The 21,215-nt window shown below is 64.8% G+C and carries 18 protein-coding genes; 15 read left to right on the forward strand and 3 right to left on the reverse strand.

The features are described from left to right. Positions 1 to 146 precede the first annotated feature (146 nt). Complete coding sequence (locus FYJ68_RS05410; RefSeq protein WP_154434755.1) at positions 147 to 2,237, reverse strand: glutamine synthetase III family protein; 2,091 nt, start codon at positions 2,235 to 2,237, stop codon at positions 147 to 149. 338 nt (positions 2,238 to 2,575) lie between these two features. Here FYJ68_RS05410 and polA point away from each other — a divergent pair, with 338 nt between their 5' ends. The 4 genes from polA (at position 2,576) to FYJ68_RS05430 (ending at position 7,885) form a co-directional block, all read left to right on the forward strand. Then, positions 2,576 to 5,287, forward strand: coding sequence for a DNA polymerase I (gene polA, locus FYJ68_RS05415; protein ID WP_154434757.1), 2,712 nt, complete (start codon positions 2,576 to 2,578; stop codon positions 5,285 to 5,287). Positions 5,288 to 5,381: 94 nt separating this feature from the next. Next, on the forward strand, positions 5,382 to 5,864 hold the full coding sequence (gene rnhA, locus FYJ68_RS05420; RefSeq protein ID WP_154434931.1) for a ribonuclease HI: 483 nt from the start codon (positions 5,382 to 5,384) through the stop codon (positions 5,862 to 5,864). A 116-nt stretch (positions 5,865 to 5,980) separates the two neighbouring features. Next, positions 5,981 to 6,364 carry a heavy-metal-associated domain-containing protein gene (locus tag FYJ68_RS05425; protein ID WP_154434759.1) on the forward strand — a complete coding sequence of 128 codons (384 nt, stop codon included), beginning with the start codon at positions 5,981 to 5,983 and terminating at the stop codon, positions 6,362 to 6,364. A 108-nt stretch (positions 6,365 to 6,472) separates the two neighbouring features. Beyond that, positions 6,473 to 7,885 carry a hypothetical protein gene (locus FYJ68_RS05430; protein ID WP_154434761.1) on the forward strand — a complete coding sequence of 471 codons (1,413 nt, stop codon included), beginning with the start codon at positions 6,473 to 6,475 and terminating at the stop codon, positions 7,883 to 7,885. Positions 7,886 to 8,072: 187 nt separating this feature from the next. Here FYJ68_RS05430 and FYJ68_RS05435 read toward each other — a convergent pair whose 3' ends face one another. Together FYJ68_RS05435 and FYJ68_RS05440 are read right to left on the reverse strand one after the other, a co-directional pair. Further along, complete coding sequence (locus FYJ68_RS05435) at positions 8,073 to 9,380, reverse strand: L-cysteine desulfidase family protein (protein WP_154434763.1); 1,308 nt, start codon at positions 9,378 to 9,380, stop codon at positions 8,073 to 8,075. Between the two features lie 62 nt (positions 9,381 to 9,442). After that, on the reverse strand, positions 9,443 to 10,195 hold the full coding sequence (locus FYJ68_RS05440) for an HAD family hydrolase (protein WP_154434765.1): 753 nt from the start codon (positions 10,193 to 10,195) through the stop codon (positions 9,443 to 9,445). Between the two features lie 264 nt (positions 10,196 to 10,459). On the opposite strand from FYJ68_RS05440, the gene rpsA reads away from it, so the two are divergent. From rpsA to FYJ68_RS05495, 11 genes are all read left to right on the forward strand, one after another. Next, entirely contained in the window at positions 10,460 to 11,626 is a 1,167-nt protein-coding gene (rpsA, locus tag FYJ68_RS05445) for a 30S ribosomal protein S1 (protein ID WP_154434767.1), read from the forward strand. Positions 11,627 to 12,018: 392 nt separating this feature from the next. Beyond that, positions 12,019 to 13,020: a glutamate ABC transporter substrate-binding protein gene (locus FYJ68_RS05450; RefSeq protein WP_154434769.1), complete on the forward strand. Its 1,002-nt coding sequence runs from the start codon at positions 12,019 to 12,021 to the stop codon at positions 13,018 to 13,020. 147 nt (positions 13,021 to 13,167) lie between these two features. Next, a complete protein-coding gene (locus tag FYJ68_RS05455; protein WP_154434771.1) occupies positions 13,168 to 13,827 on the forward strand; it encodes an amino acid ABC transporter permease in 660 nt (219 codons plus the stop codon). Further along, positions 13,824 to 14,669: an amino acid ABC transporter permease gene (locus tag FYJ68_RS05460; RefSeq protein ID WP_154434773.1), complete on the forward strand. Its 846-nt coding sequence runs from the start codon at positions 13,824 to 13,826 to the stop codon at positions 14,667 to 14,669. The genes FYJ68_RS05455 and FYJ68_RS05460 overlap by 4 nt, the downstream gene beginning before the upstream one ends. Positions 14,670 to 14,721: 52 nt before the next feature. Then, positions 14,722 to 15,489, forward strand: coding sequence for an amino acid ABC transporter ATP-binding protein (locus FYJ68_RS05465; RefSeq protein ID WP_154434775.1), 768 nt, complete (start codon positions 14,722 to 14,724; stop codon positions 15,487 to 15,489). A 108-nt stretch (positions 15,490 to 15,597) separates the two neighbouring features. Continuing rightward, positions 15,598 to 16,386 carry a gamma-glutamyl-gamma-aminobutyrate hydrolase family protein gene (locus FYJ68_RS05470; protein WP_326832237.1) on the forward strand — a complete coding sequence of 263 codons (789 nt, stop codon included), beginning with the start codon at positions 15,598 to 15,600 and terminating at the stop codon, positions 16,384 to 16,386. Between the two features lie 174 nt (positions 16,387 to 16,560). Further along, a complete protein-coding gene (locus FYJ68_RS05475) occupies positions 16,561 to 16,974 on the forward strand; it encodes a zinc ribbon domain-containing protein (protein WP_154434779.1) in 414 nt (137 codons plus the stop codon). 115 nt (positions 16,975 to 17,089) lie between these two features. Further along, positions 17,090 to 17,722, forward strand: a complete 633-nt coding sequence (gene coaE / locus FYJ68_RS05480; protein WP_154434781.1) for a dephospho-CoA kinase — start codon at positions 17,090 to 17,092, stop codon at positions 17,720 to 17,722. Between the two features lie 2 nt (positions 17,723 to 17,724). Further along, positions 17,725 to 18,315, forward strand: coding sequence for a lytic transglycosylase domain-containing protein (locus tag FYJ68_RS05485; protein ID WP_154434783.1), 591 nt, complete (start codon positions 17,725 to 17,727; stop codon positions 18,313 to 18,315). A gap of 134 nt (positions 18,316 to 18,449) precedes the next feature. Then, complete coding sequence (gene uvrB / locus FYJ68_RS05490) at positions 18,450 to 20,747, forward strand: excinuclease ABC subunit UvrB (RefSeq protein ID WP_154434785.1); 2,298 nt, start codon at positions 18,450 to 18,452, stop codon at positions 20,745 to 20,747. Between the two features lie 186 nt (positions 20,748 to 20,933). Next, positions 20,934 to 21,215, forward strand: coding sequence for a PTS sugar transporter subunit IIB (locus tag FYJ68_RS05495; RefSeq protein WP_154434787.1), 282 nt, complete (start codon positions 20,934 to 20,936; stop codon positions 21,213 to 21,215).

Here is a 21,215-nt window from a genome sequence, read left to right on the forward strand (position 1 = left end):
CTCGCATCGCGTAAAGATTGACGCGGTTAGGGGCGCTGTAAACGCGTCAAATCTTACGGGAAGGGGAGAGACCCAACATAACGGGGAGAGGCGCCACCCACCCGGGCAGCGCCTCTCCCCCTTGGCATCTGTGGTGCCCGTGCTCGCTACACGTAGAAGAGCATCTTGTTGTAGCTGGGAACGGGCCAGTAGTCCTTGCCGCAGACCTTTTCCATCTCGTCGACGGCGGTACGCAGCGTCGCCATCGCGGGGAGGACGTCATCGCGGTAGGCGTTGTCCTGCTCGGTGCAGTCCTCGATCTGGTGGGCCTTCTTGTTCTTGGCCTCAAGGTCGTCCACGGCGGCCGAGATCTTGTTGATCCCCTCGGTGAGCGTGGTCACGAGGGCCTTCTCGGCGGTCGCGGCGATGCCCAGCTCGGCCTTGGTGGCGACGGTGGTCGCGATGTCGCCCGAGTACTCGAACAGCGCGGGCAGGTACATGTGCCTGGTCATGTACGCCATCGTGTTGGCCTCGATGTTGATGAGCTTGGCGTACTGCTCGGCGGCGGCGACGTAGCGGGCGCGGGTCTCGGACTCGCTCAGGACGCCGTACTTGGCAAAGAACTCGATGTTCTCGGGCTTCACCAGGTAGGGAAGGGCGTCGGGCGTGGTCTTGAGGTTGAGCAGGCCGCGCTTCTCGGCCTCCTCCTCCCACTCCTTGGAGTAGCCGTTGCCGTCGAAGAGGACGCGCTTGTGGTCGCGGAACGTGTGGCGCACGAAGCGCATGGCAACTGCGGTGAAGTCCTCGGGGGCGACGCCGTCCATGTACTTGACGAAGCGGTCGCACTGCTCGGCTACGGCGGTGTTGAGCACCACGTTGGGGTCGGACAGGTTCTGCTGGCTGCCGCACATGCGGAACTCGAACTTGTTGCCGGTGAAGGCAAACGGGCTGGTGCGGTTGCGGTCGGTGTTGTCGCGGCGCGCGTCGGGCAGTGCCGGGACGCCCAGGTCCATGAGCTCGGCGTCCTTGGAGTCGGCGTGCTCCTTCTTCACCAGGGCGTCCACGACGGGGGTCAGGGCGTCGCCCAGGAAGATGGAGATGATCGCGGGGGGAGCCTCGTTGGCGCCAAGGCGGTGGTCGTTACCGGCCGAGGCAACGGAGAGCCTCAGCAGGTCGGCGTGGGTGTCGACCGCGGCGACCAGGCAGGCCAGGAAGACCAGGAACTGCAGGTTGTCCTCGGGCTTGTCGCCGGGCTCCAGCAGGTTCTTGTCGTCGGCGCAGATGGACCAGTTATTGTGCTTGCCCGAGCCGTTGACGTAGTCAAAGGGCTTCTCGTGCTGTAGGCACACCAGGCCGTGGTGCGAGGCCAGGAGGCGCATCTTCTCCATGGTCAGTAGGTTGTCGTCGATGGCGACGGAGCCCTGCTCAAAGATTGGGGCGAGCTCGTGCTGGCACGGCGCGACCTCGTTGTGCTTGGTCTTGGCGGGGATGCCGAGCTTCCACAGCTCGTCGTCGAGCTCCTTCATGAACTCGTTGACGGTGGGGCGGATGGCGCCGAAGTAGTGTTCCTCGAGCTCCTGTCCCTTGGCGGGCTCGCAGCCAAAGAGCGTGCGGCCGGTCAGGATGAGGTCGGGGCGTGCGGCGTAGTCCTCCTCCTTGATGAGGAAGTACTCCTGCTCGGGGCCAACGGTAGTGAAGACGCGGCGGGGCTTGGAGCCAAACAGCGCCAGGACGCGCTTTGCCTGCTCCTCCAGGGCGACCTCGGAGCGCAGCAGCGGGGTCTTCTTGTCAAGCGCCTCGCCGGTGTAGCTGATGAACGCGGTGGGGATGCACAGGACCTCGTCCTTGATGAAGACGGGGCTCATGGGGTCCCACACGGTGTAGCCGCGGGCCTCGAAGGTGGCACGTAGGCCGCCGGAGGGGAAGCTCGACGCGTCGGGCTCGCCCTGGACCAGCTCCTTGCCGGAGAAGGCCATGAGCACCGTGCCGTCAGACTTGGGGTTGATGAAGCTGTCGTGCTTCTCGCTCGTGATGCCGGTGAGCGGCTGGAACCAGTGGGTGAAGTGCGTGGCGCCCTTCTCCAGAGCCCAGTCCTTCATCGCGTGCGCGACCTCGTTGGCGATGTCGATGTCCAGGGACTTGCCCTCGTCGATGGTCTGACGCAGCTTCTTGTAGGTGGGCTTTGGCAGCCGCTCCTGCATGTCGGCGTCTGTGAAGAGCAGACTGCCGTACTCCTGCGATACCTTGTCCATGCCCATGGAGCCTCGCTTCCGATTGCTTGCTTGCCAGGACGTCCCAGATTGTGGCACGGCTGCAGCCCCCGTGCCGCCCTAAGACTGAAGTCATATTAATTTCGAAATGTTACCCGCAGATAAATCGTTTGGGACGCGCGTGTGAACCGCACACTGCCGCTTCGTGAAACGGCTGGTAGGGACATACGTTTGGTCATCATGGACCAAACTCGACAAGACGGGGCGCCTGTGTGGGCGGCCAGGCGGCCCGCTGCACAGAAGCCGTGGCCTTGCCCCCGCGCCATCCGGTCCGTCCCGCCCCGCCGTTACAATGTCAAAAGACAACGCGAGAGGGGACATGCCTCATGCCACAGACCAACCAGGAAGCCGCGCAGGTCGCGGGGGAGAAGCGCGTCATCGCCGTGATTGACGGCAACTCCCTCATGCACCGGGCGTTCCACGCCATCCGCCAGCCCATGACCGCGCCAGACGGCAGGTCGACCAACGCGCTCTTTGGCTTCTTCAACATGTTCATCAAGTTTGTGGAGACCTTCCACCCCGACGGCGTGATCTGCGCCTTCGACAAGGGTAAGCCACAGGTGCGCATGGACATGCTCCCGCAGTACAAGGCCCAGCGCCCGCCCATGGACCCGTCGCTGCACGAGCAGTTTCCCATGGTGAAGGACCTGCTGCGCGCCATGGACGTGCCCGTGGTGGAGCTCGAGGGCTGGGAGGGCGATGACATCCTGGGGACCCTCGCGCGCCGCGGCGAGCGGGCGGGATACGAGATGCTCCTGGTCACGGGCGACCGCGACATGTACCAGCTGGCAACGGACAACGTCAAGGTCGTCAGCACAAAGAAGGGCACCTCCGACGTCGCGATCATGACGCCCGAGAGCGTGGACGACCTGTACCACGGCATCACACCCGACCTCGTGCCCGACTTCTACGGCCTCAAGGGCGACAGCTCCGACAACATCCCCGGCGTCCCCGGCATCGGCCCCAAGAAGGCCGCGGCCCTCATCGTGCAGTATGGCAACCTCGACCAGGTCATCGCGCATGCGGACGAGGTCAAGGGCAAGATGGGCGAGAACCTCCGCGCCCACGTGGACGACGCCCTCCTCAGCCGCAAGGTGGCAACGATCCGCACCGATGCCCCGCTGGACGTGCGCCTTGAGGACGCCAAGTTCCCGACCTTCGACCCCGCCGAGGTGAGCCAGGCCTTCTCCGCCCTGGGGTTTACCGGCATGACCGCGCGGGTGCTCAGGCTCGAGGGGGCACGCCCCGGCGACGTGCCCACCCCCGTGGCCAAGGACGCGCTGAGCATTCCCCAGCCGCTGACAGGGGACGACGCGTGCAGGGCCCTCGGCGAGGCCGTGAAGGCGGGCTCCTGGGTCGGTGCGTGCGTGCAGCCGGAGGGCGAGAAGAAGGGCCAGCAGTCGCTCTTCGATGCCGTCGCGCCTCAGGTAGTGTGGGCCTTCGACGGCAGCCGCCTCATGCGCCTTGAGGGTGACGACGCAGTGGAGGGGGTGGCACTTCTCGCCCGCGACGGACGCATCGTCTCGGCCGACGTCAAGCTGCTGCTGCACGTGGCGTGCCCCATGGACTCGAGTGAGGACGCCGTCCTCGAAGCCGACGAGGTTGAGGCAACGCGCATCTTTGACGTGGGCGTTGCCGACTACCTATTGGAGTCGGACCGCTCCGATTTCTCCGCCAGGGGGCTCGCCGCCACCTACCTGGACTCGCCGCTGCCCGAGGTGACCGACGAGCTGCCTGAGGCGGCAATCGACGCCGTCGCCTCGCTCCTGCTCCGCGAGCCGCTCCGCAAGGCGCTCGAGACCGATGGCAAGTCCCTCGCCCTGTTTGAGGACGTGGAGATGGAGCTTCTCCCCGTGCTGCTGCAGATGGAGCGCACGGGGCTCCACGCCGACCGCACCCGCCTGGCCGAGCAGTCGGGCGAGCTGGGGGCAGAGATCGACCAGATGGTGGCCCACATCCGCGAGGAGGCGGGGGAGGACTTCAACCTGGACTCCCCGCAGCAGCTGAGTCACGTCCTGTTTGAGGTCTGGGGCCTCCCCACCACCGGGCTCAAGAAGACCCGCAAGGGCTTCTACTCCACCAACGCCAAGACGCTCGACGGCCTGGCAACCCGGGACGAGCGCGTGCGGGAGGTGCTCGACTACCGCGAGCGCGCCAAGATCAAGAGCACGTACCTCGACGCTCTGCCGGGCCTCATCAGGGGAGACGGGCGCATCCACACCACGTTTAACCAGACCGTCGCGGCGACGGGGCGCCTCTCCAGCTCCGACCCCAACCTGCAGAACATCCCCACGCGCTCGCAGCTTGGCCATAGGGTGAGAACCGCGTTCACCGTGCCCGAGGGCTGCGTGTTCCTGGCGTGCGACTACTCGCAGATCGAGCTCAGGCTGCTGGCCCACCTCTCGGGGGACGAGCACCTGGTGGCGGCCTTCCGCGAGGGGGCCGACTTCCACGCCAGCACCGCCGCCCGCGTGTTCGACGTCCCCGTGGACCAGGTCACGCCGCAGATGAGGAGCAGGGCAAAGGCCGTCAACTTTGGCATCGTGTACGGGCAGCAGGCGTTTGGCCTCTCCACCTCGCTCAAGATTCCCCGCGCCGAGGCCCAGCAGATGATTGACCGCTACTTTGAGGTCTACCCCGGGGTCCGCACGTTCCTGGACCAGCAGGTGGAGTTTGCCCGCGAGCACGGCTGGGTTGCCACCATGTACGGCCGCAAACGCCACATCAAGGACATCAACAGCCGCAACTTCCAGCTCCGCTCCTTTGGTGAGCGCACCGCAATGAACCACCCCATGCAGGGAACCGCCGCGGACATCATCAAGATCGCCATGACCCGCGTGCCCTCCCTGCTCCGCAAGGAGGGGCTCAAGAGCCGCCTCGTGCTCCAGATCCACGACGAACTCGACTTCGAGGTGCCGGAGGGCGAGGTTGAGGCCGTCTCGCAGCTGGCAAAGGAGGCCATGGAGGGCGTCGCCCGACTAAAGGTGCCCCTGATCGCCGAGGTGTCGTACGGCTCCAACTGGGCGGAGGCGAAGTAGCGTGGCAGAGGGCATGAGCTACGAGCAGATGCTCGCCGCCCAGCGTGACGGGCGGGTCTCGGGCGGCGTGACGCCGGTGGACGAGACGGACCGCATGCGGGTCGTGGCGTACACCGATGGCTCCTCGCGCGGCAACCCCGGGCCCGGCGGCTACGGGGCGGTGCTCCTCTACACCGACCCCAACGGCGTCACGCACACCAAGGAGCTGAGCCAGGGGTATCGCAGAACCACCAACAACCGTATGGAGCTCATGGGGGTCATCGCGGCGCTCGAGGCGCTGCGGCGTCCGTGCCAGGTGGAGCTCCACTCCGACTCCCAGTACGTGGTCAACGCGTTCAACAAGCACTGGGTGGAGGGCTGGCAGAAGCGCGGCTGGAAGACGGCGAGCAAGCAGCCGGTCAAGAACCCCGACCTGTGGAGGCGCCTCCTCCAGGCCAAGCGGGCGCACGAGGTCACCTTCGTGTGGGTCAAGGGTCACGCCGGCCACCAGTACAACGAGCGCTGCGACGAGCTGGCAACCACCAGCGCCGATGGCCTTGCCGGCCCGCTCCTCGACGACGACGGCTTCGAGGGGTAGGACCTGACGGCCGAAGGGACGTGTCGTCCGTTTGGAGTTACGCTCCTCTCCTCTCGCAAGGTACCCCCATGGGGTATATAGTAAACCTCGGATAACAGATAGCGAGAGGAGAGGTCATGCTGGCAAACGTGATCATCGTCGCCGTTGTCGCGGCATTCGTGGTGGTGGGCGTTAAAAGGATCGTGGGGACGGCGACGGGCAAGCGGGACTGCTGTTCCGGGGACGCCAAGGAGGCGGGGAGGAGCTTCCGACCCGTCACCATCGACGACACGGACGAGAGCCACTACCCCTACCATGCCGACCTCACCATCTCGGGCATGCACTGCGACAACTGCGCGCGCAACGTGACCAATGCGCTAGACTCGGTGGAGGGCACCTGGGCAAGGGTCGACCTGGGCACGCGTACTGCCCACGTGCTGAGCAAGGAGCCCATCGACCAGGCTGCATATCGTGACGTCGTGGGCCAGGCGGGCTATCGCGTCATCGGAGTTGCCGAGTAGGCGCCTGGGCGTGAGACTGCGCAACGTTCCAAGTCGCTTGCTGCGGAGGATGCCGACAGGCTGGGAAGCATCGGGGCGCCACGGCGAGTCGTGGCGTTGGGGGTGACGATGGGACGTTCGAAGCACCTAAGACTTTGTGACGGGGAGGGCGCTCGCAAAGGGGCGCCCCTCGCGGTCATATGGCAGCTGTGCCTTGCGTATCTCGCCTGCACGGCGGCGTTCAGCCTGCTCTCGGTCGGAGCGGCAGCGATTCCCGTCGGCGCGGTGGAGGAAAACGTGCGGTCGTCCCTGTCGACCCTTGCTCGGGAGGGCCAGTATCCCAGACTCTGGTCTGGCGGTGAGAGCTGGACCGTCGACAACTACACCACGGCAATCATGCTCAACCAGGCGACTCATGACGCAGGCAACCCGGTCCTCTCGGCTGCCTATAACTTCCAGTGGCATGGGACGGACGGGGGAGACAACCAGATCGTCGCGCTCCGCGACGGGCTCCAACGGCAGATGGGTAGCGTGGACGGCGCGGGGTGGATCGCATATGGGCGCTACTGGCACGGCTACCTCGCGTTTCTCAAGCCGCTCCTCGTCTATTTCGACCTAAGGCAGATCAGGCTGGCGATCTCCGTGGCGTTCGTGGGTCTCCTCGCCTGGTCGGCTATGCGGTTGGGAAGGCGTGGGGGAGCCGTTGCGGCAGTCCTCTACGTCTGCTCCTTCCTCGCGGTTCATTTTCCTGTCGCGATGGCATCCCTGTCGTTTGCGCCCACCTTTCTGATAGCCGTGGGGGCGACCGTCTTCGTGCTGTCCAGACGGGCGGGGGAGAGGGGCCTCCTCGGAGGGGACGCACGTCTCCCATTTTGGGCGACCTTCTACTTTGTGATTGGCGCTGTCACGGTCTACCTGGACTTCCTCGACACACCGATCATCACTCTGGGCGTTCCGCTTGTGGTGCAGCTGTATCTGGAGAGGGACTTCGTCAGTAGGCGAGACCTGCCCCGGGCGCTTGGCGCAGTCCTCCTGGTCTCGGCGTGCTGGGGTCTGGGTTACGGCGGGCTCATGGTTACCAAGTGGGTCCTCTCCACGCTGGTCACGGGGCACGATTTCATCGCGGACGGTCTTGGGACGGCGCTCTACCGTTCGGGAGAGACCTCCACCGCGGGAGACATCACGCGGGCAATGGCCATTAGCAAGAACGTGAGCTTCCTGGGCGCGCGGCGAATGGTGGCTGCGTTCGTCGTTCTCGTCGTGGTGGCTGGGGCGTGGCTGGTGCGGCGCGCCTTCCATGGGGCGGTCCCTAGGGCGTCGTGGTGGTTTCTCCCCCTGCTCCTCCTGGTGGCCCTCTATCCCTACCTCTGGTATCTGGCGGCAGCAAACCACTCGTACATACATACGTTCATCACGTATCGAGACCAGGTCGTCACGCTCGTGGCGCTGGGCCTTGCGATTGGCGCGGCGTTTTACATGCCCCGTCTCGACGGTACTGACGAGAGTGCGGACGGGGCGGACGCGGCAGCATCCCCGCGCTAGCCACAATGGCCAGAGGGAGTGCTTGCGGCGTCGCATGCGTGGGGTTCCCAGGCTGCCGCCCACATAAACCTGGCTGGGGAGATGGGGGAGAGGTGCTTAGCGCACCTAGTCCCCACGATGATCGGCAACCTGGATGCTTAGCCATGCTAGCCCTCATGGGAATCCTGGGACGAGATGCTTAGTCCCGCTAGCCCTCCGACACGTCGGTCTTGCCGATCATGATGTTGAGGATCTCGACGTCGGTGGGGTGCATGCCAACGCGGCCCACGTACCCCATGGAGCGGATCGTCTCCTCGGCGTTCCTGCCCACCAGGCCATCTCCGGCGAGAAAGTTGTCGTCCGAGAGGGCCATGTCGCAGCCCAGGATAGCCGCGTCCACGGCGGCACTGATCTTTGCGGCACAGCTGGGCTTGGCGCCGTCGCAGACGATGCCGCCCACGTTTGCGAGCGTGTTCACGATGGTGGCCTCGTACTGGGCAAACGACCCGCCGCGCAGGTAGCAGATGCCTGCGCCCGCCCCGCACGATGCAGAGACTGCCCCGCAGAACGCGCTCAGCTCGCCGATGAAGTACTTCACGTGCACGGCGGTGAGGTCCGAGAGGACCACGGCGCGCACCAGGTCGTCGTGCGAGGACCACAGGTCGTGCGCGTACTCCAGCACGGGCTGCGAGCAGGTGATGCCCTGGTTGCCGCTTCCGCAGTTGATGACCACCGGCAGGGGGCAGCCGCTCATGCGGGCGTCCGAGCCCGCGGCTGCCGCGGCGCGCGCCTTGCACGAGATGTCGTTGGGACGCGAATGGAGCAGCGTGCTGCCGATGTTCGCTCCCCACCTTCCGCTGAGCCCCTCGCGCGAGATGTTCTGGTTGAGCTCTATCTGGCGAGAGATGAGCCCGTCGACGTCGGTGACCTCAAGCTGGTGGGCAAACTCCCAGATTGACTTGAGCGATAGGTCCTCGCGCCTCGCGCCGGAGCGCCCGTCTCCGCCCTCGCCGTCCGTCGCCTGTGTCACGCCGGCGGCGGTGACCACCTCGCCGTCGAGGGTGAGCTCGACCACGTTGGTGTGGCGCTCCTCTATGCATGCCACGGCCTCGTGGCCCTGTGCGCGGGCGACAACGCGAACGTACAGGTTGGGGACGCCCTCGGCGAGCTCCACGTCGCAGAAGCCGGCATCTACCAGCTCCTTGGTGCGCTCAACGTCCTGCGGCTGCACCGCCTGCAGCACCTCCAGCTCGCGGGTGGGGTCACCACCGAGCGCGCCCAGCGTCGCTGCCGCCTCGATGCCGCGCAGGCCGCCCGAGTTGGGGACGGTGACGCTCTTCACGTTCTTGATGATGTTCCCGCTGCAGGCAACGACCAGCGACTCGGGGCGCTGTCGAAGCGCCGCGCGGGCGAGCGCCGCCGCATAGGCGACGGCGATGGGCTCGGTGCAGCCGAGGGCGCACACCAGCTCCTCGCGGAGGATCGCAACGTGGTTGTCGTATTCGCTGGGGGTCATCGTCTCTCCTGTCGTCCGGTGCCGCAGGTCGCGGCAATTGGCCTCACGTCACTCTCGCCTGCTTAGACCTTCTTGCCAGCGCCTTGCGAATCGAGGGTGGCACAAATCTCCTGAAGGTGGTTGCCCAGCTCTCCAATGGGACCGCGCCACACCGCCCGCTGGGGGAGACCATGTCCCACGTACGCGGTGCAGAGCCCAATGTCCGGGCGTGGGAAGTCCCTGGACGCGTCGTTGCCAACCATCAGGCACTCCTCCGGGGCGAGACCCAGCTGCGCGCAGAACTCCTGGTAGTAGCGCGCCTCGGGCTTGCAGCGCGTGGAGTTGCCAATGTGCGATATCAGCCTGAAGTCCAGGTCGTCCACGTGTGCCCACTCCATGCGCACCAGGTCGACGGCGAGCGAGAACGTGGGATTGGTCGCCAGAGCCACGGTGTAGCCAAGCGACATCGCGCGCTCCACCGTCTTGCGGGCACCCCTCTGCGGCCGCGCCATCACCAGGCCGTCGCGAAAGCGGCGTATGTACTCCCGCTCGTAGAAGCCGAAGGCGTTCACGAGGGATGCCTCGTCCATGGGAACGCCCGAGAGCTCCGACACGCGGCGGTCAAAGAACTCGCCGTTGGTGAGGGAGTCTTGGCGCCGCCCCGGGGCGTTTATCTCGAGATAGCCCTGTGCCTGCCATGCGTAGGCAAGGGGGAGGGGGACGCGTGCGGCACGGGAGAGGATCTTGGCCCTGCCCCAGAGGAAGCGCGCCACGAAGGCGGTGAGGTTGATGTCGAGGAGCGTGTCGTCGAGGTCGAAGAGGACCGCCTTGATCATGTGTGCCACACTCCCTTCCGCGTCCCGAACGTCCTGCATCGTCCCTGTTCCCCACACCGCCTGTGAAATTGCGGATTTGGCAACGAAGTTCTTGAAAAAGGGACGTACGTAAAGGTAACCTATCAAACGCATGAGTAGGATGCTCATGCAAAGTATCTGTCGGCCCCCGAGAGCATGTAAGTTTCCAATTGCGCAACGCCCAAGCCGAGCGCCCTAGGCAGCGATCATGTGGTCGGGGCCCCGTTTTTCGAAAGGGGTCCACCTTTGAGTGAGATTCAGAACTCGTCCATCTTCTCGCTAGATGATGTGTCCGACGAGGAGATGAACAACCTCATCGACGGCACCATCACCAACTTCGACGAGGGTGATCTTGTGACGGGTACCGTCGTCAAGATCGAGCATGATGAGGTTCTGCTGGACATCGGCTTCAAGTCCGAGGGCGTCATTCCGTCTCGCGAGCTGTCCATCCGCAAGGACGTCAACCCCGAGGACGTCGTCCACCTGGGCGACACCATCGAGGCACTTGTCCTCCAGAAGGAGGACAAGGAGGGTCGCCTGATCCTTTCCAAGAAGCGCGCCGAGTACGAGCGTGCGTGGAACCGCGTGGAGGAGAAGTTCCAGAACGGCGAGAACGTCGAGGGCGAGGTCATCGAGGTCGTCAAGGGCGGCCTTATCCTCGACATCGGCCTGCGCGGCTTCCTGCCTGCGTCGCTCGTCGACCTCCGCAGGGTCAAGGACCTCAACGCCTACCTCGGCACCCGCATCGAGGCCCGCGTCATCGAGATGGACCGCAACCGCAACAACGTCGTCCTCTCCCGTCGCGTCGTCCTCGAGGAGGCCCGCAAGGCCGAGCGTACGGAGATTCTCTCCAAGCTCAAGCCTGGCATGCGCCTCAGGGGCACCGTCTCGTCCATCGTGGACTTTGGTGCCTTCGTGGACCTTGGCGGCATCGACGGCCTGATCCACATCTCCGAGCTCTCCTGGAACCACGTCAATCACCCCTCCGAGGTCGTCAAGGTCGGCCAGGAGGTCGAGGTCCAGGTGCTCGACGTCGACCTCAACCGCGAGCGCATCTCGCTCGGCCTGAAGCAGACCACCGAGGATCCCTGGCGCACCCTGGTCAAGAAGTACCCCGTGGGCGCCATCGTCGAGGGCACCGTCACCAAGCTCGTCACCTTTGGTGCCTTCGTTGACCTTGGCGACGGCGTCGAGGGCCTGGTCCACATCTCCGAGATGGCCAAGCAGCACGTTGACCAGCCTTCCCAGGTCTGCAACGTGGGCGACAAGGTCCAGGTCAAGGTCATGGAGATCGACCTCGACCGTCGCCGCATCTCGCTGTCAATGAAGGCAGCTGCCGAGACCCTGGGCACCGAGGTCGAGGTCAAGCCGCTGGACAAGCCCGAGGAGGACGAGGAGAACGCCGCCGAGTAGGCTGCGTCTCTGACAGTCTGGCATTGTGGGGGAGTCGCCTTCGGGGCGGCTCCCTTTTTCATGGGTAATGCGACGCTTGGGGTGTCCCAACGGAGGTCGTGTGAGTTGGAGCCTTGTCGCTCGAGGTTGCCAATCCTCCCGCAATCTTTGAAATGGGCGAGTATAAGCCCCAGCTCATGGGGCATATCAAGAAAAGCGATAGCTGGGATTGCACAATCCCATTATCTCTGGCGTTAATTGTTACCGTGCTCGTCTTGATTAATCCCACCGCGAGGGTATAGTTTCACCAAAGATTGCGGAAGGCCACCTAATCAAGCTCGGTGGCATTCACCGTGCGGAGCGGCCGCTGCCCTTGGCCAACGCTCTGGCACACGAGAAGAAGGGGCTCCACCATGAAGTCAATCGATAACATCGTCCTGAGCAGGCGCCAGGCCATCACGCTGGCTGGCGGCAGCATCGCCACCGCTGGCCTCCTCAGCCTCGTCGGCTGCGGGTCCACGGATGACACGACCGCAGCATCCACCGGCTCCTCGGACTCCTCCGCGGACAGCGCATCCAGCGCCTCGACCGAGCTCGACGCGGATGCGTACGATCAGCTCATCGCTGGCGGCAAGACCGCTGACGACGCAACGATCCAGGCGAGCGAGTGGGCCAAGAAGGTCAAGGACGCCGGCGCGCTCCGCGTTGGCGGCACCCGCACCTCCACGCTGTTCAGCCTCCTCAACGAGCAGGACAACAAGATTCGCGGCTTCGACGCCGGTCTGTACCAGCTGCTCACCCGCTACATTCTGGGCGACGAGTCCAAGTACGAGCTCACCCAGGTGACGTCTGACACCCGCGAGTCCGTCCTCCAGAACGATCAGGTCGACACGGTCTTTGCCACGTACTCCATCACCGACGACCGCAAGAAGGTCATCTCCTTCGCCGGCCCGTACTTCGTGGCGCAGCAGGCTATCCTCGTCCTCAAGGACAACACCGACATCAACAGCGTGGACGACCTCGACGGCAAGACGGTCGCAGTCCAGTCCGGCTCCACCGGCCCCAGCATCGTCAAGAAGTACGCCCCCAAGGCGACCCAGCAGGAGTTCAGCACCGACGAGGAGGCTCGCCAGGCACTCGAGCAGCGTCGCGTCGATGCCTACGTCATCGACAACACGCTGCAGATGGGCTCCGTCGTCAAGAACCCCGGCAAGTACCGCATCGCCGGTGACACCTTTGGCCCGGACGACCCCTATGGCATCGGTCTCCCGCTCAACTCCGATGGCGTCGACTTCGTGAACAACTTCCTCAAGGAGATCGAGGACGACGGCACTTGGGCGCAGCTGTGGAAGATTGCGATCGGCGATCGCACCGGCCTCGACAAGGCTCCCACGCCTCCCACGATCGGTGCCTAGCACGTCTCACGGAAACATTACTTTGTTGTAAAACGAAGTCTGAGGTCTCCGCTGTTGTATGGCGGAGACCTCATATTAATAATGTATGCAAGACCCGGTGTCGCCCCATCGTCCCGGGCCGCCCGTCGAGGGGGAGGGAGAGGATGCATGGGATTCGCTGAGCTCTGGAAGACCTACGGTGGCGACTACCTGGTCGCGCTCCTCACTACCTGGCAGCTTACTGCCATCTCGTTCGTCTTCGTCATGATCCTGTCGGTGCTCGTCACCGTCATGCGCGTGTGCCCCATCAAGCCGCTCAGGGTCGTTGGGGACGTCTACGTGCAGATCTTCAGGAACATCCCAGGCGTCTCGCTGCTGATCATCTGCGTGTACGCACTGCCATTCCTCAAGGTCCTTCTCGACTACCGCACCTGCGTCATCGTGACCACGATCCTGCTGGGCTCCGCCTTTGGGTCCGAGAACTTCATGAGCGGCATCAACACCATCGGCGTCGGACAGATCGAGGCGGCGCGCTCCCTGGGCCTCACCTTCACGCAGATCCTGCGCAAGATCGTGATTCCACAGGCGCTTCGCTCCGCAGTGCTGCCCATGACCAACCTGTTGATTGCGGTCATGCTCACGACGGCCCTGGGATCCCAGGTCCCGCTGTCGCCACCCGAGCTCACCGGCCTGGTGTCGGTGATCAACACGCAGGTGAGCGGCGGCATCACCACGTTCTTCATCTCCGCCCTTGGCTATGCGCTCTCGGCCCTGGCCATAGGCTACGTCGGCAACGCGATTGACAAGAGGGTGAGGATTCTTCGATGAGCGATGCAACCACCTCCATGCGCGACGCGCTCTACGAGGCCCCCGGCCCCAAGACACGCCGTCGCATCCGCTTCTGGACGTTCGTCTCCCTGCTCCTCGTGGCATGGGGGGTGTGGGCGATCATCCGGCGGTTCTACGTCACCGGACAGCTGTCGCCCAAGTACTGGCTGTTCTTCACCCGCTGGACCACCTGGCGCTTCCTGTTGCAGGGACTGATGGGCACCATCGAGGTTGCCGTCACCTCGGGCATCATCGCGCTCGTTCTTGGTCTTCTCCTCATGCTCGGCAGGATCAGTTCCAACCGCGTGCTGTCCGCTGTGTGCCACGTGGTCATCAACTTCTTCCGTGGCGTCCCCAGCCTGCTGCTGATCTACTTCTTCTTCCTGGTCATTCCGCAGTACGGGATCAAGATGTCGTCGTTCTGGATGATTGCGCTGCCGGTTGCCCTCGCCGCGTCGGGCGTCCTCGCAGAGGTCTTCCGCGCCGGCATGAATGCGGTCCCCAGGGGCCAGACCGAGGCGGCCCTCTCGCTTGGCATGAGCCCCATGCACGTCAAGCTCAAGATCGTGTTTCCCCAGGCGCTGCGCATGGTCATACCGTCGCTCGTGTCGCAGCTCGTGGTCGTGGTCAAGGACACCACGGTCGCCTACGTCGTGAGCTTCCCGGACATGCTCCAAAACGCGCGCGTGCTCATCACCAACTACGATGCGCTGGTCTCCACGTACTTCGTCATCGCAATCATCTACATTCTCATCAACTACGGCATCAACCAGCTCTCGGTGTACCTTGCGAGGAGGTCGGGGACCAGGATCGTCGCACGCACGTCCGAGAACCCCATGTAGGTTCGCTCAGGGTCATACTGATCGTGGCCCACGTGCCACGGATGGGAGGGACATGGCCACCACCATGCAGGACGAGGGCAAGCAGACCCCCGTCATCGAACTCAGGGACGTCGACAAGCACTACGGCGACCTCCACGTGCTCAAGAACATCAACCTCGAGGTCGACAAGGGCGAGGTCCTCGTCATCATCGGGCCCTCCGGCTCGGGCAAGTCCACGCTCTGCCGAACCATCAACCGCCTCGAGACCATCGACTCGGGCCAGATCCTCATCGAGGGCAAGCCGCTCCCCCAGGAGGGCAAGGAGCTCGCCGCGATGCGCGCCGAACTGGGGATGGTGTTTCAGCAGTTCAACCTCTTCGCCCACATGTCCATCCTCGACAACGTCACCATCGGCCCCATCGACGTTCTGGGCGTGCCCAAGGAGAAGGCGCAGGCGGAGGCGATGGAGCTCCTCAAGCGTGTGGGAGTGGCGGAGCAGGCCTCCAAGGTGCCCGCGCAGCTCTCCGGTGGACAGCAGCAGCGAGTGGCCATTGCGCGCTCCCTCGCCATGCACCCCAAGGCGATGCTGTTCGACGAGCCCACGAGCGCGCTCGATCCCGAGATGATCAACGAGGTCCTCGACGTGATGGTCGAGCTCGCTCGCCAGGGGATGACCATGATCGTGGTCACGCACGAGATGAGCTTTGCCCGCCGCGTGGCCGACCGCGTCGTGTTCATGGCGGACGGCCAGATCGTGGAGGAGGGTGCTCCGGACGAGTTCTTCGACCACCCCAAGAGCGAGCGCGCCAAGGAGTTCCTGGAGTCGATTAGCGGACACTAGGCGTCTTGGGTGTTCTGTTTCCATGAAAGCGCCTCGAGGTTGCCATAGGCCCCGGGGCGCTTTCCTAGAATGCATGGAGTTCAAGGCGAGCGAGAAGGGGGAGTCCGAGTGACTGAGGCTCATGTGGACGAGGTCGTATCCAGCAGAAGGGAAGAGGAGCGTGGCCCCATCATCGGCGTCGCCCCTCGCTGGGAGGTCCAGGAGCCGTCGCTGAGGATCCCCGAGCACCTTGCGCCGAGCGAGTCCATGATTTCGGTCTTTGCCGACGCCATCATCGACGCGGGCGGCGTCCCCCTGATGCTTCCCCTCACCCACGACGAGGGGCTCATCTCCCACCTCGTCGACATCTGCGACGGCTTCGCGATTCCCGGCGGTCCGGATGTTGACCCGCGCCGCTTTGGCGACGAGAGCCCCTACGACCAGTCCCTGCTGTGCCCCGAGCGCGACGGCTTCGAGTTCCCCCTCGTCGAGAGGGTCCTCCAGGCGGACAAGCCCCTGTTCACCACATGCAGGGGGACGCAGCTGCTCAACGTTGTCCTCGGCGGCACGCTGTGCATGGACGTCCCCGGCCTCAAGCCCCGCGAGGGCATGGCCCTGTGGCGTCACGCGATGGTGCTCACCGATCCCGCCCACCCCGTCGAGGTGCGAGAGGGGACGCTCCTGTCGAGCATCGTGCGGTCGCCGCTCATCCAGGTGAACTCCAGCCACCACTGCTGCGTGGGCAGGCTGGGGGAGGGCGCCGTCCTCTCCGGCGAGTCGACGGACGGCGTGCCCGAGTGCATCGAGCTCCCTGACAAGCGGTTCGTGCTCGGCGTGCAGTGGCACCCCGAGTACACGTGGCGCTCGCTCGCAAGCGACCGTGCGCTCTGGCACGCGTTCGTGGAGGCCGCGAGGTAGTCCCTCGCTGGCGCTCGGATCGGGTGGTGGGCTTTGTGGGGCCATTGCGGGGGCGCGGGCATAGCCCTGGCGCGATGCGCTAAGCTACTGTACTACCGTAGTACCTGGGCGGGTTTGACCCGTCCGATGGCTTGAAGGACAATCGCACGGGAGCCTCGTCCCGGGAAAGAGGTCATGGTGGCAAAGAGCGGCTTTGGCGGCAACTCATCCAACTTCATGAACGGTCGCAACGGGGTTGACCAGTTCTCCATCCTCGTGGTGATCGTGGCGGCGATCCTGCTCGTTATCAACCTGTTCGCCCGCACGCTGCCCCTTACGATCATCGTCCTCCTGCTCGTCGCATACGCGGTGTTCAGGATCCTCTCGCCCGACGTGGCGTCTCGTCGCAGGGAGAACGACCAGGTAATGTCCAAGCTTGGCCCCGTGAGCGGCTGGATCTCTAACCCCGCTGCCGCCGCCCGCGAGGGGCGCGAGTTCAAGCATGCCACCTGCCCCAACTGCCACCAGCACGTGCGCGTCCCGCGTGGAAAGGGTCACATCAGGGTCACCTGCCCGCGCTGCCACCAGAAGTTTGACCTTCGCTCCTAGACCCACTTCCAATTATCACGGGGGCGCGGCTGGCTTCTGGCCTGCCGCGCCCCCTGCTTCTTCCGCGTACCCTACCGCCAGACGGGCGTGAGGCGCCACTTCTCAAGGGGGAGAGATGTACGTTGCGTTCGTGGCCGGTGGCATCGCCTCCGGCAAGTCAAGCTTTGCCCGCCGCCTCCAGGCCAGAGGGGCGCGGAGGATTGACCTCGACCAGCTCTCTCGCGAGGTCCTGGCACCAGGGTCAGACTGTCTCAAGGCGGTCGCACGCGAGTTTGGTGGCGACCTCCTGGACCCCGTCACTGGCGAGCTGGACCGGGCGCTCCTCGCCCAGAGGGCGTTTGCCACGGCAGGGGACACGGCGCGTCTCGAGGCGATTGAGCTTCCCCACATCGGGCTTGCGCTCATGAGAAGGCTGTCGAGCCTGAGCAGGCTCTCCGACGCACCCTCCTGCGTCGTGGTCGAGGTCCCGCTCCTCGATCGGTTTCAGTCGTACGTCCATCTCGCGGACGAGGTCGTCGCCATCGCCTGCCCACTGGAGGAGCGTCGACGCCGTGCCATCGGGCGCGGCATGGACGGTGCGGACTTCGATGCACGTGCGGCACGCCAGCCGAGCGACGAGTACCTGGGCTCTCACTGTGACACGCTCGTCGACAACCGTGGTGGCGCCGACGAGCTGATGGCACGTGCCGACGCCTGGTGGGAATCCCACCAGGCCAATGGCTGGCGGCCTGCCAGGAAGGCGGAGTGAGCATGGGAGACACGCGCTTTCTCAGGTGGTACCGGACCATCCCCATCACCCTCATGGCCATCGTGTGCGCGCTCACCTTTGGCTTCTCGCTGGTGCCGGACAACCTCGTGAGGTCCATCTTCTACCCGGTGAAGTATGCGGACATCATCCAGGAAGCGTCGGATCGCTACGGCGTGGACCCCTACCTGGTGTGCGCGGTCATCAAGTGCGAGTCAAACTGGAACCCCACCGTGCAGTCTGACGCAGGGGCGCAGGGGCTGATGCAGCTGATGCCTGCGACCTCGCAGGAGCTTGCGACCCTGGGTTCCGTGGACTCGTCCACCTACGATCCCACGGCGCTCACGGACCCCACGACCAACATCGAGTATGGAACGGCGTACCTGGCCTACCTGCAGGCCAACCTTAACTCCACCGACGAGGTGATAGCGGCGTACAACGCCGGGCTTGGCTCCGTGAGCAGCTGGCAGAGCTCGGGCGGCGACATCTCCAACAACATCACGTATGCCGAGACGGCCGCCTACCTCGTGCGGGTGAAGGATGCCTACGCCAAGTACCAGGAGCTCTATCCCAACGGCATCACCGACTCCAACTAGCCGCTGCATGTGCGGGGCAGCTCAAATCCGCACGGGTGCCAGGGAAAGCACTGGTGGCATCGCCTCCATGGCTGTGGAAGGCTCCTCTCCCATAGGGTACACTTGTTCTGCTGGAGAGAAGAAGGAGGCTTGCCATGACACAGGCGGGAGAGGGTCGCTCGTTCGTGGCGGAGGACGGCAGCACGGTGCGCTACGAGCCGCTTGCTGGCACGCCGGAGGCCAAGGAGCGCTTTGGCGCCGAGCTCCGACGCTTTGGCCTGACGCATGGCGGGGAGCGCCTTGAGGTCGTCTCGCCTTACCAGCCGGCGGGAGACCAGCCGCAGGCAATCGCAAAGCTCGCGGATGGGGTCGAGCGCGGCCTGCGCTACCAGACGCTGCTGGGCGTCACGGGAAGCGGCAAGACATTCTCCATGGCAAAGACCATAGAGGCGGTGCAGCGCCCCACCCTGATCATGGAGCCCAACAAGACCCTCGCCGCACAGGTTGCGAGCGAGATGCGCGAGCTGTTTCCCAACAACGCCGTGGTCTACTTTGTCTCGTACTACGACTACTACCAGCCCGAGGCCTATGTCCCGCAGACGGACACCTACATAGAGAAGGACGCCTCGATCAACGAGGAGGTGGAGAAGCTCCGCCACCAGGCTACCTCGAGCCTCCTCAGCCGGCGTGACGTGATCGTGGTCGCGTCGGTCAGCTGCATCTACGGCATCGGCAGCCCGCAGGACTACGCGGGCCTTGCGCCCAACGTGGACAAGGAGGTCCCGCTCGAGCGCGACGACCTCATTCGCGAGCTCATCGACATCCAGTATGACCGCAACGACTACGACCTGTCGCGCGGCACCTTCCGCGTGCGCGGTGACACCGTAGACGTGTTTCCGCCCTATGCCGAGAACCCGCTGCGCGTGAGCTTCTTTGGCGACGAGGTGGACCAGATCGCAGAGATCGACAACGTGACGGGCGAGGTCGTGCGAGAGTACGACGCCATCCCCATCTGGCCCGCGTCGCACTACGTCACCGAGCGGCCCAAGGTCACGCACGCCATCAAGACGATCGAGGACGAGCTTGAGCACCGCGTGGCGGAGCTCAAGGCAAACGACATGCTACTGGAGGCCCAGCGCCTCTCCCAGCGCACCAACTACGACCTTGAGATGCTCGAGACCATGGGCTACTGCTCGGGCATCGAGAACTACTCCCGGCACCTGGACGGGCGCAAGCCCGGCGAGCCGCCCTACACGCTCATCGACTACTTCCCCAGCGACATGCTCTGCATCATCGACGAGAGCCACGTGACCGTGCCGCAGATCCGCGGCATGTACGAGGGCGACCGAGCCCGAAAGATCACGCTCGTGGACCACGGCTTTCGCCTGCCCTCCGCGCTGGACAACCGTCCCCTGCGCTTTGACGAGTTTGAGCAGCGCATCCCGCAGTTCATCTATGTGTCCGCGACGCCGGGAGACTACGAGGAGGGCGTCACGCAGCAGGAGGTGGAGCAGGTCATCCGTCCCACCGGGCTGCTCGACCCCAAGGTGGAGGTCCGTCCCGTCCGCGGGCAGATAGACGACCTTCTTGACGAGATAAAGGCACGCACGGCAAGGGGGGAGCGCGTGCTGGTGACCACGCTCACCAAGCGCATGGCAGAGGACTTGACCGACCACCTGCTGGACGAGGGCATCCGCGTCAACTACATGCACAGCGACACGGCGACGCTCGACCGCGTCGACATCATCCGGAGCCTGCGCCTGGGCAAGATCGACGTGCTGGTGGGAATCAACCTCCTGCGCGAGGGCCTCGACATCCCCGAGGTCTCGCTCGTGGCGATCCTCGATGCCGACAAGGAGGGCTTCCTCCGCAACCGCCGCTCCCTCATCCAGACCATGGGACGCGCGGCGCGAAACGCGCATGGCGAGGTCATCATGTACGCGGACACGATCACCGACTCCATGCGAGAGGCCATGGACGAGACGGCACGGCGTCGCAGCATCCAGATGGCCTACAACGACGAGCACGGCATCGTCCCACAGACGGTCAAGAAGTCGATCACCGACGTCACGAGCTTCATCGAGGAGGCGAGCAAGACCCTCGACACCAAGTCGCGCGTCAACGGGGAGTTCTTCACCGCGAGCGGGGCGGAGGGTGACGCCGGTGAATCCGAGACGGAGCGCGAGGCGACCATTGATGCCGTTGCGGACGAGCTCTCGGCGCTCCCCAAGGAGGAGGTCTCCAAGGTGCTCGGCTCGCTCGAGGACGAGATGATCCAGGCGTCGGCGGACATGGACTACGAGCGCGCCGCCCGGCTACGCGACCAGGTGGTTGCCCTTCGCGCCAGGTTGGAGGGGGAGTCGGAGCAGGACGTGATCGCCCGTCTCAAGGCCACCGACCGCAAGGGATCCGCGCATGCCACGCGTCGGAAGTACCGTCCGCGCAAGCACTGACGGCGGTCCAGCCATGTGCAGCCAACGGGGGGCGCGTCCCGCGGGGGACGCGCCTTCCATCGCGTTTCGACAGGCATGTCTCGCGTGCATGCGAACATGTTCATTAGACTCCTGTTTCCGATTGCCCAAACGGGCGAATTCTGCGTAGACTTAGTGCAGTTGTGAGTCAGTTGAGAGGGGATGCACATGCCCAAGGTCGTTGTCGCATGCGGGTCGGGCGTCGCCACCTCGCAGGTCGTGGCAGACAAGGTCAGGAAGATGCTGGCAGCCCGTGGCGTCGACGCGGATGTCGTCGCGGTTGAGGTCGCGGACCTGCCCAAGGCGCTCGAGGACGCGGACGCGTACGTCTCGGTCGTGAAGTCCGAGGGCGAGGACTACGACGTGCCCGTGTTCAACGGGGTCGCCTTCCTCACCGGCATGAACGTGGAGTCCGAGCTGTCCAGGCTGATCCTGGCACTGGGCAAGTAG

Origin of the sequence: Olsenella porci (assembly GCF_009695875.1) — a bacterium.
GTDB classification, from domain to species: domain Bacteria; phylum Actinomycetota; class Coriobacteriia; order Coriobacteriales; family Atopobiaceae; genus Olsenella_H; species Olsenella_H porci.